Below are 18097 nucleotides of genomic sequence, written 5' to 3' on the forward strand. Positions count from 1 at the left end.
GTGAAGTTGATGAAAATAAAACACACAAATTTTGTTAAATATTTTTCTAAATTAACTGAATAAATACACACAAAAATATAAAAGTGACGCATAGTTAGTCATCACTATCAACGTAAGCAGTGTTGATGTATCTGTCGGGATGACAGATAAGCAAAGGGAGAATTGCAATGGCTCTTTATGATCCAAGTCTTGAGAAAGACAACTGTGGATTTGGCTTGATCGCACATATGGAAGGCGAGCAAAGCCATAAGCTGGTTCGTACAGCAATTTCTGCACTTGACCGAATGACCCACCGTGGTGGTATTGCCGCCGATGGTAAAACAGGTGATGGTTGTGGTCTTCTTTTACAAAAGCCCGATTCCTATTTACGCCTTATCGCCGAAGAGAATGGTTTCAACCTAGGCAAACAATATGCCGTAGGGATACTTTTCTTCAGCCAAGATCCGGTTAAAGCTCAATTATCTAAAGACATCGTCAATAAAGAACTCGCTCAAGAAACCTTAACGGTTGCGGGTTGGCGCGAAGTTCCAACAAATTCTGCAGTACTCGGCCCGATTGCGGCCAACTCACTGCCCAATATTCAGCAAGTCTTTATCTCAGCTCCTGCGGGCTGGCGTGAACGCGACATTGAACGTCGTCTCTATATTGCCCGTCGCCGTATTGAAAAACAGATCACCGAGGATCCTGATTTCTACATCTGTAGCTTATCGACGCAAGTGCTGGTGTACAAAGGTTTGTGCATGCCTGCAGATTTGCCTCGCTTCTACCTTGATCTTGCTGATCTACGCATGGAATCCGCTATCTGCCTGTTCCACCAGCGTTTTTCAACCAACACTCAACCTCGCTGGCCACTGGCGCAGCCGTTCCGTTATCTTGCTCACAACGGTGAGATCAATACCATTGAAGGCAACCGCCAATGGGCCCGAGCGCGTGCTTATAAATTCTCTTCCCCATTGCTGCCCGATTTACAAACCGCAGCTCCGTTTGTAAATGAGACTGGTTCGGATTCTTCAAGTCTGGATAACATGTTGGATCTTTTCTTGGCCGGCGGCATGGATATCTTCCGAGCCATGCGAATGCTTGTTCCACCAGCATGGCAAAATCACCCAGATATGGATCCCGATCTACGAGCCTTCTACGATTTCAACTCCAAACACATGGAGCCTTGGGATGGCCCAGCAGGGATCGTACTTTCCGATGGCCGCTACGCAGCATGTAACCTCGACCGAAACGGTCTGCGCCCAGCTCGCTACGTGATCACAAAAGACAAGTTGATCACGCTGGCTTCTGAAATCGGTATTTGGGATTACGCACCAGACGAAGTTGCGAAAAAAGGTCGTGTTGGCCCTGGTGAGTTGTTAGTTGTCGATACTCGTAAAGGTAAACTGTGGCAATCAAGCGAGATCGATAACGATCTCAAATCTCGTCACCCATACCGCGAATGGATGGAAAACAACGTTCGCAAACTAACGCCATTCTCTCAGCTACCTGAAGATCAAGTGGGTGAGCGAAGCTTCGATGAAGATTTGCTTAAGACCTATCAAAAGCAGTTCGCCATGACCAATGAAGAAGTGGATCAGGTTCTGCGCGTACTTGGCGATATGGGTCAAGAAGCCGTAGGCTCTATGGGCGATGACACGCCGATGGCAGTACTGTCTTCGAAAGAGCGTTTGGTTACCGATTACTTCCGCCAGAAGTTTGCTCAGGTCACCAACCCGCCTATCGATCCACTACGTGAAAAGCATGTTATGTCGTTAGCTACCAGTATAGGTCAGGAGATGAACGTCTTCTGTGAAACCGACGGCCACGCGCATCGAGTGACATTTGATTCTCCAGTGCTACTTTACTCTGACATGCAGCAGTTGCTTGAGCTGGGTGACGATCACTACCGCAATACCATTCTCGACATAAACTACGATCCACAAGAGAAAGATCTCAAACAAGCGATCGATGACTTATGTGATCAAGCTGAACAAGTGGTGCGAGAAGGTACCGTCTTAGTGGTTCTTTCCGACCGCGCATTAGTTAAAGGCAAATTGCCAATTCCAGCCGCCATGGCTGTCGGCGCCGTGCAAACTCGCTTAGTTACAGCCAACCTTCGCTGTGATGCCAACATCGTCGCGGAAACCGCAACCGCACGTGACCCTCATCAATTTGCCGTATTGCTAGGTTTTGGCGCTACGGCGGTTTATCCGTATCTAGCTTATGAAGCGTTAGGCAAATTGATTGACGATGGTGCCCTAGATAAAGACTACCGTGATGTTATGCAAAACTATCAGTACGGCATCAACAAAGGCTTGTACAAAATCATGTCGAAGATGGGTATTTCGACCATCGCCTCCTACCGTTGCTCACAATTGTTCGAAGCTGTTGGGTTGAGCCGAGAAGTGGTCGACTTGTGCTTTAAAGGCGTAACCACTCGCATCGAAGGCGCAAACTTTGATGATTTCCAACAAGATTTAACCAACTTGTCCCGCAAGGCGTGGGCAAAACGTAAATCGATTGAACATGGTGGATTACTCAAATACGTACATGGCGGTGAGTACCATGCCTACAACCCTGATGTGGTAGGCACACTGCAAAAAGCGGTAAAATCTGGTGAAAGTAACGATTATAAAAGTTTTGCCAAACAAGTAAACGAGCGCCCTGTCGCGATGTTGCGTGACCTAATGGCACTGAAAAAATCTGACTCGCCATTGCCACTTGAACGAATCGAACCTAAAACAAAATTGTTCAAACGTTTTGATTCTGCCGCCATGTCTATCGGAGCGTTGAGCCCAGAGGCACACGAAGCACTTGCAACGGCGATGAACCGTCTTGGTGGTTACTCTAACTCTGGCGAAGGTGGTGAAGATCCTCGTCGTTTTGGCACCGAGCGTAACTCGCGAATCAAGCAGATCGCATCAGGCCGTTTTGGGGTTACGCCTCATTACTTAACCAATGCAGATGTACTGCAAATCAAGGTTGCGCAAGGAGCTAAACCTGGTGAAGGTGGTCAGCTACCAGGGCACAAAGTCACGGCAGAAATCGCCAAGCTGCGTTACTCGGTGCAAGGGGTGACGTTAATCTCCCCTCCTCCACATCACGATATTTATTCGATCGAGGATTTAGCCCAGCTGATCTTCGACCTAAAACAAGTCAACCCGAATGCCCTGGTTTCGGTGAAACTCGTCTCCGAGCCTGGTGTTGGCACCATAGCCACAGGGGTCGCAAAAGCTTACGCCGACCTCATCACTATCTCAGGTTACGATGGCGGTACGGCCGCAAGTCCACTGACTTCGGTGAAATACGCAGGTAGTCCTTGGGAACTTGGCCTCGCAGAAACCCAACAAGCACTGGTTGCAAATGGCCTTCGCCATAAGATTCGTCTTCAAGTAGATGGCGGGTTAAAAACAGGGCTAGATGTTGTTAAGGCCGCGATTCTTGGTGCGGAAAGCTTCGGATTTGGTACCGCACCAATGGTTGCTATGGGTTGTAAATTCTTACGTATTTGCCACTTGAACAACTGTGCAACGGGTGTGGCAACTCAAGATGAAACCCTTCGTAAAGAGTACTTTAAAGGCTTACCAGAAATGGTAATGAACTATTTTACTGGCCTTGCCGATGAAGTACGTGAGTTACTCGCAGAACTTGGCGTAGAGAAACTGACAGACTTAATTGGTCGTACTGATTTACTTGAAGCCGTCGAGGGATTCACTGCGAAGCAAACCAAGTTGGATCTATCAAACATCTTAGAAGCTCCTATTTCAGCCGAAGGTCATCCACTATTTTGGACGGAGCCAAACAAACCGTTTGATAAAGCCGAACTCAACCAAAAAATCGTTGATGATGCCTTGAATGCTGTCGAAAACAGCCAATCAGCAAGTTTCTTCTACAACGTCATCAACACCGACCGTTCTGTTGGCGCGCGTTTATCTGGTGAGATAGCAAAACGCTATGGCAACCAAGGTTTGGCAGCTTCGCCAATCAAAATCTATCTTGATGGTACGGCTGGCCAGTCGTTTGGTGTTTGGAATGCGGGCGGCGTAGAGCTTTACCTCACTGGTGATGCGAACGACTACGTAGGCAAAGGCATGGCAGGCGGTAAAATCGCGATTAAACCTCACCTAGGCACTGCATTTAAATGTAACGAAGCCACCATTATCGGTAACACATGTTTGTACGGCGCGACAGGAGGCAAACTGTTTGCTGCGGGTAAAGCGGGAGAGCGTTTTGGTGTTCGTAACTCTGGCACCATCGCTGTCATAGAAGGCGCGGGTGATAACGCTTGTGAATACATGACTGGCGGCATTGTGGCTATTCTTGGCGCCACAGGAGTGAACTTCGGCGCTGGTATGACGGGCGGTTTTGCTTACGTGTTGGATGAAAATCAAGACTTCCAAGGTCGTGTAAACAACGAATCAGTGGAAGCCATTTCACTGTCGGATCTATACATCCACCAAGAGCACTTGCGCGGCCTAATTGCGGAGCATCTCGAAGAGACTGGCTCTAGCCATGCAGAACATATTTTGGCGAACTTTGACGAATGGATTCCGAAGTTCTACTTGGTGAAACCTCAAGCGGCTGACTTAAACACGCTACTTGGTCACCAAAGCCGCAGCGCTGCTGAACTGCGCGTTCAAGCCCAATAAATCATGGAGGATGTTTGAATCATGAGTCAGAACGTTTACCAATTTATCGATGTTCAACGCGTAGATCCGGCGAAAAAACCAATTAAGATTCGTAAGATTGAGTTTGTTGAAATCTACGAGCCGTTCACGAAACAACAAGCAACGGCGCAAGCCGATCGCTGTTTGGATTGCGGTAACCCATATTGTGAATGGAAGTGCCCCGTCCATAACTACATTCCTCAGTGGCTAAAACTGGCGAATGAAGGTCGAATTTTAGAAGCGGTGGAACTTTCACACCAAACCAACAGCTTGCCTGAAGTGTGTGGCCGTGTGTGTCCGCAAGACCGTTTGTGTGAGGGGTCGTGCACACTAAATGATGATTTTGGTGCTGTCACGATAGGCAACATTGAAAAGTACATCACCGACAAAGCCTTTGAAATGGGCTGGAAACCTGACATGTCCAAAGTGGAGTGGACGGATAAAAAGGTGGCAATCATCGGCGCTGGCCCTGCTGGTCTGGCAGCAGCAGACATCTTAGTTCGTAACGGTGTAAAACCTGTGGTATTTGACCGTTACCCAGAGATTGGTGGCCTACTTACCTTTGGTATTCCTTCTTTCAAATTGGAAAAAGGGGTCATGGAAAATCGTCGTCGGGTATTTACCGAAATGGGCGTTGAGTTCCGCATGAATGTGGAAGTCGGCCAAGATGTGCAGATGCAAGAACTGCTTGATGAATACGATGCGGTTTTCTTAGGTGTGGGCACATACAAATACATGCGCGCCGGTTTGGAAAATGAAGACGCGCCGGACGTTTATGACGCCCTACCATTTTTGATTTCCAATACCTATAAGGTTATGGAGCTAGAACATAACCAACCGTTTATCGATATGGCTGGCAAAAAAGTCGTAGTGCTTGGTGGTGGTGATACCGCGATGGACTGCGTGCGAACTTCGATCCGTCAAGGCGCATCTAACGTGATTTGTGCCTACCGTCGTGATGAAGAAAACATGCCAGGCTCCCGTCGAGAAGTGAAAAATGCCAAAGAAGAGGGCGTGAAGTTCATGTTTAACCTTCAGCCTTTAGGTATTGAGGTTGATGCGTATGGCAAAGTTTCAGGCGTGAAAGTGGTCAAAACTGCTTTAGGCGAGCCTGATGACGCAGGTCGCCGTCGCCCAGAACCTGTAGAAGGAAGTGAACACGTACTGCCTGCCGATGCTGTCATCATGGCATTTGGTTTCCAACCTCATCAAATGAACTGGCTTACTCCGTTCAATGTAGAACTTGATCAATGGGGACGAATCAAAGCACCCAACAACCAAGAGTTTCAATATCAGACCAGCAATGAAAAGATCTTCGCAGGGGGAGACGCGGTTCGCGGTTCTGATTTAGTGGTAACCGCCATTGATGAAGGACGAAAAGCAGCAGAAGGCATTCTTGATTACTTAGACGTATAGCGTCGTCCCAACACTCAAAAAGGATCCAAAGATTGGATCCTTTTTTCTTTTATTACATATAATTAAATTCCTCTGTTACGGAATAAAACTCATGAAAAAAGCCGCTCTGATGCTCATCACTTTTCTCGGCTTAACCGCATGCAGCCAAGGAGTCACTTCGATGCCAGATAGAACTCAAACCCCATGTGGAAACAAACCTAACTGCGTTTCAACACAAGACCAACGAGAAGAACACCACCTCGAACCTTTTACTCTCACCGAATCCGCCACATTGGATGCAATTGAGCAAGCAGCACTGCAACTATCGGGGGCTAAAACAGCAGAGAAAGATGGCAATTATCTGCGCATTGAATGCACATCTAAAATCATGCGCTTCGTGGATGATCTCGAATTAAAGATCGACGGGAATACTCTGATCGTGCGTTCAGAATCACGCGTAGGGTATTCCGACTTTGGCGTCAATCGAAAACGGGCCGAGCAATTACGAACCGAACTTTCTAAAGCAGAACTCATCAAATAGAAAACTGCTGACAGGGAGTGCTATACTCTCGCCGATTAAATATTTTACCTAAAGAGAGTGCTATGAAAGTTGGTATCATCGGGGCGATGGAACAAGAAGTGACCATCCTGAAAGAAGCTATGACAAACTGCCAAACCGTAAACAAAGCAGGTTGTACGTTTTTCTCTGGTCAAATTAACGATGTAGATGTAGTGCTACTACAATCTGGTATCGGTAAAGTTGCTGCGGCAGTTGGTACAACAATTCTTCTTGATGAATACCAACCAGATGTGGTTATCAACACAGGTTCTGCTGGTGGTTTCGATTCAAGCCTAAATCTAGGTGACGTAGTGATTTCTACAGAAGTGCGCCACCACGACGCAGACGTGACCGCTTTTGGCTATGAAATAGGTCAAATGGCAGGTCAGCCAGCAGCATTCAAAGCTGATGAAAAACTGATGGACCTAGCGGAAAAAGCACTCGAGCAAATGGCAAATACACATGCCGTTCGCGGTTTGATCTGTACGGGCGATGCGTTTGTTTGCACGGCTGAGCGCCAAGCGTTCATTCGTGAAAACTTCCCATCCGTTATTGCGGTTGAAATGGAAGCATCAGCTATTGCTCAGACTTGCCACCAGTTCAACACACCATTTGTTGTTGTACGTGCTATCTCTGATGTTGCTGATAAAGAATCGCCAATGAGCTTTGAAGAATTCCTCCCTCTAGCAGCAAAAAGCTCTTCAGAAATGGTATTCAAGATGCTGGAACTGGTTAAGTAATCCAAGTCATTCATGGAAGAAATTTTTCAGCAATTCTATGCTAACGGTGCGCTCCTCGTGATGTGGGGCGCATTACTGTTTCACCTTATCCTCCCTATTCCTCATTCCGCTCACCCTGCGACTTTATGGCGCAAGGTAGCCGAACAATTAGCAGAGAAAGTAAATAACCACCATAGCTATTCACAAAGCATTCTCTCAGGAAGCCTCGCTCTTATTTTGATGACATTGCCGTGTTTGGTGCTCTTAATCGCTCTAAGGCCCTTAGTTTGGCAAGAGCCTCTGTACGAACTTGCTCTGTTACTATTAGCGTTAAATTGGCGAAGTTGCGAAACCCTCACCAAACAACTTGCCCTCGCCTTGTCGCGTGAGGATAAAACGCGCTGTCGCGAGCTACTCAAGCCTTTTGTGAATCGTGATACCGAAACGTTATCGCTTGTCGGTATAGGTAAAGCCGGATCTGAAACCATCATTATGGGCTTTGGTCGCAATGTAGTGTGTGTACTGTTTTGGTATGCCATCGCAGGTGGGATTGGGGCGCTCATGTACCGCTTAACCATGGAGCTAGCACGAGCTTGGTCTCCTAGCCGTCGTCAGTATGCGCCATTTGGGAAACCAGCCATTCAAATCGTTGCCGTTTTAGAATTCATTCCATTAAGATTATTTGCCCTACTGTTGCTTGCTGGTCACAATATGTCCGCAGTGCTTAATGGACTCAAACAACAAGCGAAATCTTGGCCATTGCCAGGACCAGCTTGGTTGCTGTGTACTATCGGCAATAAGTTCCAGCTTTCGTTAGGAGGCCCTGCTCTATACCAAGGCGTCAGAGCAGAACGCACCAAGATTGGTGGACGCATTGTGCCTTCTGCTATTCATCTTGCACAAATCCAAATTTTGCTGGTTTGGCGCATCTTTGCTTGGATTGTGATTCAAAGCTTTATTCTAGGACTGATTTATCAAGGATTATGATGAACAAAATTTTCCTATCCCTCCCCCTTTTCTTCTCCTCTTTTACGATGGCGAACGAACCCGTTGAACGAGTGATCAGTTTAGCGCCTCACGCCACAGAGATAGCTTATGCTGCTGGCTTAGGTGACAAACTGATCGCTGTGAGTGAGATGAGTGATTATCCAAAGGAAGCTGGCGAACTGGAGAAAGTATCCAATTACCAAGGCATAAAGTTGGAACGCATCATTGCCCTTCAGCCCGATCTCGTCATTGCTTGGCCTGCGGGTAACCCCGCCAAAGAGCTCGAAAAGTTAAAACAATTTGGCGTACCTATCTACTACTCAACCACGGGTACTTTAGAAGACATCGCAAATAATATTGAGCAGCTGAGTCAATACAGTGATGATCCATCAAAGGGTCAAAAAGCAGCGCGGGACTTTAGAGAGGGGCTAACTGCTCTCAAAGCGAAATACAACACCACAGAGAAAGTCCGCTATTTTTATCAACTCAGCGAAAAGCCGATCATTACTGTGGCAGGTAAAAACTGGCCGAGCGAAGTATTTAACTTCTGTGGTGGTGAAAATGTATTTGCCAATACAGCAGCACCCTATCCTCAAGTCAGTATCGAGCAAGTGATAACACGTCAACCTGAAGTACTCTTCACCTCTCGTCATACTATGAGTGATGATGGAATGTGGGCTCAATGGAAAAATGAACTGCCAGCTCTGCGCAACAATCATGTTTGGTCACTCAATTCTGATTGGATAAATCGCCCAACACCACGCACACTCAACGCTATCATTGAAGTGTGTGAACACTTTGAAAGCGTTAGACGAAAACGCTAACGTTTTCGTTGGAAATACCGTACAATTTCCGCCCATTTTTGTTCTCACACTTTTTATAGGTACCAAGTAACATGGATTCCATGCTGCTTTATATGATCGATTTATTCGGTACAGCAATCTTCGCTGTGTCTGGTGTTTTACTCGCTGGCCGATTAAAAATGGATCCCTTCGGTGTTATCGTCCTAGGTAGCGTGACTGCCATTGGCGGTGGCACTATTCGTGATATGGCACTTGGTGCGACCCCCGTCTTTTGGATTACCGATACCACTTATCTTTGGGTTATCTTCACCACCTGTTTGTTAACTATGATCTTGGTTCGCAGACCAAAACGGTTAGCTTGGTGGGTTTTACCCGTGTGTGACGCCATCGGTCTGGCCGTATTTGTGGGAATTGGGGTAGAAAAAGCGCTCGCCTACAACGCCTCAGGCATGGTTGCCGTGATCATGGGTGTAATCACCGGTTGCGGTGGCGGCATAATCCGAGATGTCTTGGCCCGAGAGGTACCTATGGTGCTAAGAAGCGAAGTCTACGCCACAGCCTGTATCATTGGTGGCATCTTCCACACGATGGCTGTGAGTATGGGTTACGATCATTCCACAGCCCTGCTCGCAGGTGTTATCTCAACACTGGTGATTCGCCTTGGTGCGATTCGTTGGCACCTATCTTTACCTACTTTCGCCATCAACCGCTAAGCAATTCAAGTAAAGATTTCAATCTAAAGAGCCGACTTTATCTCGGCTCTTCGCATTTTAATTAACACGATTCGCTTATCCCTCAGCAATTCGTTAAATTATCCGTCTCATTCCTAATTTTCATTAATTGCTATGTTATTAGAAGGCATTGAAACGTTACTTGTACTAAGTAAAGAAAAAACCATGAGCCGCACTGGTAGTCAGCTGTACATCAGCCAATCTGCGGTGAGTAAACGTATCGCCAATTTAGAAAAAAAGTTAGGAAAGAAACTGATCGAGCCAAACGGCAGACACATTAAACTAACCTCGGATGCTCTGGCCCTTATCAATACGATAGAGCCCACATTCAATGAGTTACGAGGACAGATTTACGATCAGCAAGAGCTCGAAGATACGTCATTAATAAAAATGGATTGCTCAGAAACTCTCGTCGCAGGTTATCTGAGTATGATTATGGAAGAGCAACTGGCACGCGATCCTTATCTCAGAATCTCTACCAATCACACTCCGAGAATCGTTGAAAACGTAAAATCAGGGCGAGCAACCCTAGGATTCTGCGCTGGTTACTTACCTTCTCATCACGGTTTGATGAGCGTTCATCTCGCCGATGAGCCTTTCTCTATAATAAGTAAGTACCCGCTAACTCAATTACCAAAAGCGATTTTAACTAACGATTTGAATAACCCAGCCAATACATATCAGCAAGCCATTTTGTCCAAGTACGAGATCCAACCTTTGATGGAAATGGACTCCTACACTGCGGCAGCACAATTAGCTTTAAAAGGTATGGCACCAGCACTGATACCTAAATCCATCATCAAAACACTCAACATCGCATCAAATTTCTGTTTTGAATTCGAAGAACTAGAGCCTCTAATTCGCCCAATACACATCTGTCTTCGCCACAACACATACCGCAATCAGCGAATTAAAACAGTGTTAGAAGCCATTGCTGATGTTGTTGCCAAAGAAGTTTTGTTGCCATCAGCATAGACATGGTAATTACTAGAGGTCGAATCCACTTTTGACCTTTGGTAACCACCACTTTTGCGCCAAGTTGAGCGCCAATAAAGCCACCGACCGCCATCGTCAAACCAATTTCCCATACAGGTAACCCTGCTAGAACGAAAAACAACAATGCAGCAATGTTTGAAGTGAAATTCAAAATCTTAGTTCGTGCTGTTGCATCCACGAGAGAAAAGTGTCCAAGAGCAACAAAGCACACAGTAAAAATCGAGCCCGTACCGGGGCCAAAGAAACCATCGTAGAAACCAACTCCACCACCGATACACAAAGCAAACATCGCTTCGGCAAGTTTTGGTTCTCCATCGATTTTTCGAGTACTTGGTGCGAGTAAAAAATAAAGAGAAATCGCAATTAGAAGAACAGGAATCAAACTGGTGAGTACGCTAGCATCAATAAACTGTACAGCCTCGGCACCGATTGCAGCACCAATAAAAGTACAGAGTATCGCGAAACGCATTTCCTTTAGGCTGACAATACCGTTACGCACGAAATACCAGCTAGCCGAGAAGCTGCCAAACGAACTTTGTAACTTGTTGGTAGCTAGAGCTTGAGTAGGGCTCAATCCCGCAGCCAAAAGCGCAGGGAGCGTAAGGAGCCCTCCCCCACCAGCCATTGCATCAATAAAACCAGCCACAGATGCAACCAAAAACAACGCGATTAATACTTCTAAAGTAAGCTCCACTTACACTTCCTTGCTCAAAAATACGAAAAGAGCTAAACGGTAGCACTTAACACCTCAAACTAAAAAGGAAAGTCGAGATATGAACCTATTCCATATTTTCACCTTTGCGAAAATTTCATTTATATTTTCATAAAAAAAGGAGGCTTGCCTCAAGATTATACATAAAAATAGTATTTTCATTGCCTATGAAATTCTAGTCAGGTCTAATATCATTACGAATTCATGGAGAAAAACATGTATCCTGTAATACAACAAGACAAAACGAGCAACGCCAAAGGAAATACATATATTATCAGTTAACACACTCGACTCTTTAATTAGCATTAACATCAAAAGGAAAGATATAGTATCAAAATGGACAATTCTAAAAGATAAATTTGATAATACTGCCAATTACTATGCAACAGCAGATGACCTTGTATTTTTATCGAGATTAGCTAATAACCTAACCGGCGCTGTAAACCCAGTCCATATCAATTATTATTCAGGCCAAGCACATTTTGTATTTACAGGAACTCCTGCACTAAAAATAAAACTAAGAGTGTTAGGTTCTCGTGCCCCAACGCCAATAATCGCAAACTTTGCTGTTGGTTCAAAACAAGCAATTCAATCGATAAAAAGTTGGGACAATTATTACGGTAGTGTTAGTTAGTTCTTTCAGAGCACTAGAACATTTCTTTTCAGAAAATAATAAAACCACACTATTAAGTCTGTTTGGAACAATAACTAGTGACATCATAAAACTGGAAATTTCATCCGCAATAGCAGCAATTGCTGTAAAAGGAATCTCTGGAGCGACTACTATTTTTGCTCTAACTTCTGGCCCATTATTTTGGCTATAGGTGTAAGCTTGGTTGTCGGGAATATTTTAAACCACATTGATAATAAATATGAGATAACACAAAAATTCAAACTAGCACTAGAGAAAACATTGAATGAATCACTAAAAAAAGAAGAAATGAGAATCAACGATGTGATAGGTAGAAGTTACATAAAGAATGGGGTATTTTTATGAAACAAGAAGATGACTTGGATTTAACATCAACACTGTTGATATCATTGTTATTTCTTTTATTAGGCTTATCTTGCATTTACTTCTTTTACAACGATGTAATTAACTATGTAAAATATATATATAACAAAGATGAAGTTATAGTCATTTCTCATGGCGCACTTTATGGACTATTTGGAAGCTGGATATTTATATCTTGTTTTATTTTTTTAATAACTGTATTTTTAAATAAAAGAAAGTTATCACACAAAAAAGAAGCACTTTTCGTAAGGGTTATAATTTCCTTTTCAATCATAACAATTGTAGCGCCAACTGCACTTATGTTTCTTACTAAAGAACACTTAATAAGACAAGGTTATTCTTTTTCGATTGACGAAGACAAGTCTTGGTTACAAGATAGAGTTTATATTTTTAAAAAGTAACTGGTATCAACATTTTAAACCGGAGTATTTGGTACATTAAAAAGTACTTTTCTTTTTGGAAGGTATAAAACTTAGTCACACATAAGAAAACTTAAAATAACGCAGAAAATCCATTAAAATAATTAACATATCAAGAGTATATATTTACATTTAACACTGAGACCATACCTGAAAATAAAATAATAATTTAAAATAAATAAGCCCATTTTATTCAATGAATAGAATTCATTGCATATCTTTCTATTATGATTCGTAATCATAGTTATCATTTCCCCTCCGAATATTCTTTAAAAAAGAGGGGCGCATTTCAGAGAAAATACACTGGATTACCACCAAATCAATCCCCTCTCACTTGTTGTATCAATTTTATTAAAAAATAGTGGTTCTATAACATATCATTTTCCATAACAAGTTTAGCGCTGTACAGAGTCTTAGATATCAAAAGCTCTTAGCACGCTTCAATTAGGTAGGCCTAAAATAAAAAAGCCCGCTCAAATGAGCGGGCAATGAGGTTGTCATATAAGCCCTAGTTACCGGGCTTATTGATTTTTATCTATTACGCTTCCAGACTCGCTTTTACTTTAGCGTGTAGCTCCTGAACAGAAGTTACTGACGCTTTTGCATCAGCAGTGTGAGACATACACGTTGCAAACGCAGCGTTTAGCGTTGTTGTGTAGTTCACTTTTTCTGCTAGAGCACCGCGGCGTAGAACTTTCGAATCTTCAATAGCTTGACGACCTGCAGCCGTGTTCACAATGTAGGTGTATTCGTTGTTCTTGATGCGGTCAAGAATGTGTGGACGACCTTCATGTACTTTGTTTACCAGGCGAGGGTTAATACCCGCTTCACCAAGGATTACAGCAGTACCGTGAGTCGCATCCAATTGGTAACCCAATTTTACTAGCTTAGAAGCCAGGTCAACAACACGCTGCTTATCACCTTCACGAACAGAAAGTAGCGCACGGCCACCTTCAGGGTACACACTGCCACAGCCAAGCTCTGCTTTTGCGTAAGCTTCTGCAAACGTTGCACCAACACCCATCACTTCACCTGTTGAGCGCATTTCAGGACCTAATAGAGGGTCAACGCCAGGGAACTTATTGAAAGGTAGAACGACTTCTTTGACTGAGTAGTAAGGAGGAATAATCTCTTTAGTGAAACCTTGTGATTCCAGAGATTGACCCGCCATTACACGTGCAGCGATTTTCGCTAGTGGTGCACCTGTCGCTTTCGATACGAATGGTACCGTACGCGCAGCACGAGGGTTTACTTCAATTAGGTAAACTTCGTTGTCTTTTACTGCGAACTGCGTGTTCATCAGACCACGAACACCAAGTTCGAACGCCAGCTTCTCAACTTGCTCACGCATCTTGTCTTGGATTTCTTGGCTTAGTGTGTAGGCAGGAAGCGAACATGCAGAGTCACCAGAGTGAACGCCCGCTTGCTCAATGTGCTCCATGATGCCGCCGATAACCACGCGCTCACCATCACAGATAGCGTCGATATCAACTTCAGTCGCGTCATCTAGGAAACGGTCCAGTAGTACTGGAGACTCATTCGATACACTTACAGCTTCGTTAAAGTAGCGACGTAGGTCTTGCTCGTCGTATACGATTTCCATCGCACGACCGCCTAGTACGTAAGATGGACGAACAACCAATGGGAAACCGATCTCTTTCGACTTCTCTACCGCTTGCTCCATCGCCGTTACTGTTGCGTTTTGTGGTTGTAGCAGACCTAGACGCTCAACTGCCGCTTGGAAACGCTCACGGTCTTCTGCGCGGTCGATAGCATCTGGGCTAGTACCGATGATTGGCACACCAGCAGCTTCCAGAGCACGGGCCAGTTTAAGTGGTGTTTGACCACCGTACTGAACAATCACACCTTTTGGTTTTTCAACACGAGCGATAGACAGTACATCTTCCAGAGTTACTGGTTCGAAGTACAGACGGTCAGACGTGTCGTAGTCCGTAGATACTGTCTCTGGGTTACAGTTAACCATAATGGTTTCGTAACCGTCTTCGCGCAGTGCTAGTGATGCGTGTACACAGCAGTAGTCAAATTCAATGCCTTGACCGATACGGTTTGGACCGCCGCCAAGAACCATGATCTTGTCTTTGTCTGTCGGGTTTGCTTCACACTCTTCATCGTAAGATGAGTACATGTAAGCCGTATCAGAAGAGAACTCAGCGGCACAAGTATCCACACGCTTGTAAACTGGGTGAATGTCGAACTGCTCACGAGCACGGCGGATTTCACTTTCAGCCACACCAAGTAGTTTAGACAGACGCGCGTCAGAGAAACCTTTACGCTTCATCTGGCGAAGAACATCTTTAGTCAAGCCAGCGTAACCGCCCGCTTTCACTTGCTCTTCCATCTTCACTAGTTCTTCGATTTGAACCAGGAACCAACGATCGATGTTAGTTAGGTTGAACACGCCATCTACTGACATGCCAGCACGGAATGCGTCAGCGATGTACCAGATACGCTCTGCGCCTGCTTCTTTAAGCTCATGACGAATCTTAGTCAGTGCGTCAGGAGCTTCAAGGTCAACCATTTCATCAAATCCTGTCGCGCCGACTTCCAGGCCACGCAGCGCTTTGTGCAGAGATTCTTGTTGGTTACGACCAATCGCCATTACCTCACCAACTGACTTCATCTGAGTAGTCAGGCGATCGTTAGCGCCAGCAAATTTCTCGAAGTTAAAACGAGGAATCTTGGTCACTACGTAGTCGATAGTAGGTTCGAATGATGCCGGAGTTGCACCACCTGTAATGTCGTTTTGCAGCTCGTCTAGAGTAAAGCCAACAGCCAGTTTCGCCGCAATCTTAGCGATTGGGAAACCTGTTGCTTTTGATGCCAGAGCAGAAGAACGGGATACACGTGGGTTCATCTCGATGATAACCATACGGCCATCTTTCGGGTTGATGCCAAACTGTACGTTTGAACCACCTGTCTCAACACCGATTTCACGCAGAACCGCTAGCGATGCGTTACGCATTAGCTGGTATTCTTTGTCAGTCAGAGTTTGCGCTGGAGCAACCGTGATTGAGTCACCAGTGTGGATGCCCATTGGGTCGAAGTTTTCGATTGAACATACGATGATACAGTTGTCCGCTTTGTCGCGAACTACTTCCATTTCGTACTCTTTCCAACCGATTAGCGATTCATCGATAAGAAGTTCGTTAGTCGGAGAAAGATCCAGACCACGACGACAGATTTCTTCAAACTCTTCTTTGTTGTACGCGATACCGCCACCCGTACCACCCATGGTGAACGATGGACGGATGATACAAGGGAAGCCAACCATGTCTAAAACTTTGTAAGCTTCTTCCATCGTCTTCGCCGTATCAGCACGAGGACACTCAAGGCCGATAGACTTCATTGCTTTATCGAAGCGAGAACGGTCTTCTGCTTTATCAATCGCATCAGCAGTTGCGCCAATCATCTCTACGCCGAACTCAGCAAGAACGCCGTGCTTCTCTAGGTCTAACGCACAGTTAAGCGCCGTCTGACCACCCATTGTTGGCAATACTGCATCTGGGCGTTCTTTCTCAATGATCTTGCGAACAACTTCCCATTGAATCGGCTCGATGTATGTTGCATCTGCCATTTCTGGGTCTGTCATGATGGTTGCTGGGTTAGAGTTAACTAGAATAACTCGGTAGCCTTCTTCACGAAGAGCTTTACACGCTTGTGCGCCAGAGTAGTCAAACTCACATGCCTGACCGATAACAATCGGACCAGCACCAAGAATTAGAATACTTTGAATGTCAGTACGTTTTGGCATTATCTACTACTCCGAATTAAGCGCTGTGTTTTTTGATGAGTTCGATAAAGTGGTCAAATAGAGGTGCCGCGTCGTGTGGACCTGGGCTTGCTTCTGGGTGACCTTGGAAACTAAATGCTGGCTTGTCTGTGCGGTGAATACCTTGTAGAGAACCGTCAAATAGTGATACGTGAGTCGCACGTAAGTTTTCCGGTAATGTTGCTTCATCTGCCGCAAAGCCGTGGTTTTGCGAAGTGATCATCACAACGTTACGCTCTAAATCTTTTACTGGGTGGTTCGCACCGTGGTGACCAAACTTCATTTTCACCGTTTGCGCACCCGACGCTAGCGCCAGAATTTGGTGACCTAGACAGATACCAAAAATTGGTAGGCCTTTTTCTAGGAACACTTTGGTCGCTTCAATCGCGTAGGTACATGGTTCTGGGTCACCAGGGCCGTTCGATAGGAACACGCCATCTGGATTCAGAGCCAGAACTTCTTCAGCAGAAGTTTCTGCAGGAACAACCGTTAGGCGGCAGCCGCGGTCAACCAACATTCGTAAGATGTTGCGTTTTGCGCCGAAGTCGTAAGCAACAACGTGGTATGGCAACTCGCTGTCGTCTTTCGCTTCTGGAAGTCCACTCTCAAGCGTCCACGACCCTTGTTTCCATTGATACGCTTCTTTTGTTGTAACCTCTTTCGCAAGATCCATACCTTTCAAACCAGGAAATTCTTTTGCTTTCGCTAGCGCCAAAGCTTCGTCTAGATTGTTACCAGCTACGATACAACCGTTTTGAGCACCTTTTTCACGCAGGATACGAGTTAACTTACGCGTGTCGATGTCTGCGATGCCGACGATGTTTTGCGACTTAAGATAATCAGAAAGGGATTGTTCATTACGGAAGTTAGAAGCGATAAGAGGGAGATCGCGAATCACAAGGCCTTGTGCATGAATGGAAGAGGATTCTTCGTCTTCGGAATTGGTTCCGGTATTGCCAATGTGAGGGTAAGTAAGAGTAACGATTTGCTGAGAATAGGAAGGATCAGTGAGGATTTCTTGATACCCCGTCATCGAGGTATTGAAAACGACTTCACCGACGGAAACGCCATCTGCCCCAATGGACACTCCGCGGAACACTGTCCCATCTTCTAGGACTAACAGTGCTAATTTACTCAAGACAACCTCCAGAATAAAAATGCAAAAAAAATAAATCAAACTGCAATCATGCCTTCCTTTACCTATAAAATCTACATAAATAGGTATTTCAGACAAATTGGCGGTATTCTAAAGATGGACTGCAAACCTGTCAACACACAATGAAAAATAAATTATCTTTTTCTAAAGAGTAATAGCATTTACT

The 18097-nt window shown here is 45.1% G+C and carries 12 protein-coding genes; 9 read left to right on the forward strand and 3 right to left on the reverse strand.

Going from position 1 to position 18097, the window contains the following annotated elements:
- Nucleotides 1-167 precede the first annotated feature (167 nt).
- The 8 genes from gltB to NL646_RS18010 all read left to right on the forward strand — a co-directional run bounded on the left by gltB (nt 168) and on the right by NL646_RS18010 (nt 10818).
- The gene (gltB, locus tag NL646_RS17975) at nt 168-4631 is read left to right on the forward strand and encodes a glutamate synthase large subunit (RefSeq protein WP_253664504.1); all 4464 of its coding nucleotides are present in this window, start codon (nt 168-170) and stop codon (nt 4629-4631) included.
- Between the two features lie 21 nt (nt 4632-4652).
- Nucleotides 4653-6065, forward strand: coding sequence for an FAD-dependent oxidoreductase (locus NL646_RS17980; protein WP_025610599.1), 1413 nt, complete (start codon nt 4653-4655; stop codon nt 6063-6065).
- A 91-nt stretch (nt 6066-6156) separates the two neighbouring features.
- Entirely contained in the window at nt 6157-6585 is a 429-nt protein-coding gene (locus NL646_RS17985; RefSeq protein WP_005480841.1) for a DUF1499 domain-containing protein, read from the forward strand.
- 62 nt (nt 6586-6647) lie between these two features.
- Complete coding sequence (mtnN, locus tag NL646_RS17990; RefSeq protein WP_005461186.1) at nt 6648-7343, forward strand: 5'-methylthioadenosine/S-adenosylhomocysteine nucleosidase; 696 nt, start codon at nt 6648-6650, stop codon at nt 7341-7343.
- A 12-nt stretch (nt 7344-7355) separates the two neighbouring features.
- Nucleotides 7356-8309, forward strand: a complete 954-nt coding sequence (locus NL646_RS17995; protein WP_140344382.1) for a cobalamin biosynthesis family protein — start codon at nt 7356-7358, stop codon at nt 8307-8309.
- On the forward strand, nt 8309-9133 hold the full coding sequence (btuF, locus tag NL646_RS18000) for a vitamin B12 ABC transporter substrate-binding protein BtuF (protein WP_005497118.1): 825 nt from the start codon (nt 8309-8311) through the stop codon (nt 9131-9133). The genes NL646_RS17995 and btuF overlap by 1 nt, the downstream gene beginning before the upstream one ends.
- A gap of 71 nt (nt 9134-9204) precedes the next feature.
- Nucleotides 9205-9825 (forward strand): TRIC cation channel family protein, encoded by a 621-nt coding sequence (locus tag NL646_RS18005; protein ID WP_140344381.1) that lies wholly within the window; start codon nt 9205-9207, stop codon nt 9823-9825.
- Nucleotides 9826-9957: 132 nt separating this feature from the next.
- Nucleotides 9958-10818: a LysR family transcriptional regulator gene (locus NL646_RS18010; protein ID WP_025637266.1), complete on the forward strand. Its 861-nt coding sequence runs from the start codon at nt 9958-9960 to the stop codon at nt 10816-10818.
- On the opposite strand, the gene NL646_RS18015 is transcribed toward NL646_RS18010, so the two are convergent.
- Nucleotides 10754-11533 (reverse strand): TSUP family transporter, encoded by a 780-nt coding sequence (locus NL646_RS18015; protein WP_140344380.1) that lies wholly within the window; start codon nt 11531-11533, stop codon nt 10754-10756. The genes NL646_RS18010 and NL646_RS18015 overlap by 65 nt on opposite strands.
- A gap of 1011 nt (nt 11534-12544) precedes the next feature.
- On the opposite strand from NL646_RS18015, the gene NL646_RS18020 reads away from it, so the two are divergent.
- Nucleotides 12545-12967 carry a hypothetical protein gene (locus NL646_RS18020; RefSeq protein WP_140138313.1) on the forward strand — a complete coding sequence of 141 codons (423 nt, stop codon included), beginning with the start codon at nt 12545-12547 and terminating at the stop codon, nt 12965-12967.
- Between the two features lie 556 nt (nt 12968-13523).
- On the opposite strand, the gene carB is transcribed toward NL646_RS18020, so the two are convergent.
- Complete coding sequence (carB, locus tag NL646_RS18025; protein WP_253664505.1) at nt 13524-16757, reverse strand: carbamoyl-phosphate synthase large subunit; 3234 nt, start codon at nt 16755-16757, stop codon at nt 13524-13526.
- Nucleotides 16758-16773: 16 nt separating this feature from the next.
- Nucleotides 16774-17913 carry a glutamine-hydrolyzing carbamoyl-phosphate synthase small subunit gene (gene carA, locus NL646_RS18030; RefSeq protein WP_011105665.1) on the reverse strand — a complete coding sequence of 380 codons (1140 nt, stop codon included), beginning with the start codon at nt 17911-17913 and terminating at the stop codon, nt 16774-16776.
- Nucleotides 17914-18097: the final 184 nt, after the last annotated feature.

The sequence above is a fragment of the Vibrio sp. Y20_XG_PY13 genome (genome assembly GCF_024181925.1).
GTDB lineage: Bacteria > Pseudomonadota > Gammaproteobacteria > Enterobacterales > Vibrionaceae > Vibrio > Vibrio parahaemolyticus.

What these genes read in the sequence shown, in the direction of transcription:
- gltB (WP_253664504.1), top strand. Translation starts at nt 168, where the DNA reads ATGGCTCTTTATGATCCAAGTCTTGAGAAAGACAACTGTGGATTTGGC.
- NL646_RS17980 (WP_025610599.1), top strand. Translation starts at nt 4,653, where the DNA reads ATGAGTCAGAACGTTTACCAATTTATCGATGTTCAACGCGTAGATCCG.
- NL646_RS17985 (WP_005480841.1), top strand. Translation starts at nt 6,157, where the DNA reads ATGAAAAAAGCCGCTCTGATGCTCATCACTTTTCTCGGCTTAACCGCA.
- mtnN (WP_005461186.1), top strand. Translation starts at nt 6,648, where the DNA reads ATGAAAGTTGGTATCATCGGGGCGATGGAACAAGAAGTGACCATCCTG.
- NL646_RS17995 (WP_140344382.1), top strand. Translation starts at nt 7,356, where the DNA reads ATGGAAGAAATTTTTCAGCAATTCTATGCTAACGGTGCGCTCCTCGTG.
- btuF (WP_005497118.1), top strand. Translation starts at nt 8,309, where the DNA reads ATGAACAAAATTTTCCTATCCCTCCCCCTTTTCTTCTCCTCTTTTACG.
- NL646_RS18005 (WP_140344381.1), top strand. Translation starts at nt 9,205, where the DNA reads ATGGATTCCATGCTGCTTTATATGATCGATTTATTCGGTACAGCAATC.
- NL646_RS18010 (WP_025637266.1), top strand. Translation starts at nt 9,958, where the DNA reads ATGTTATTAGAAGGCATTGAAACGTTACTTGTACTAAGTAAAGAAAAA.
- NL646_RS18020 (WP_140138313.1), top strand. Translation starts at nt 12,545, where the DNA reads ATGAAACAAGAAGATGACTTGGATTTAACATCAACACTGTTGATATCA.
- carB (WP_253664505.1), bottom strand. Translation starts at nt 16,757, where the DNA reads ATGCCAAAACGTACTGACATTCAAAGTATTCTAATTCTTGGTGCTGGT.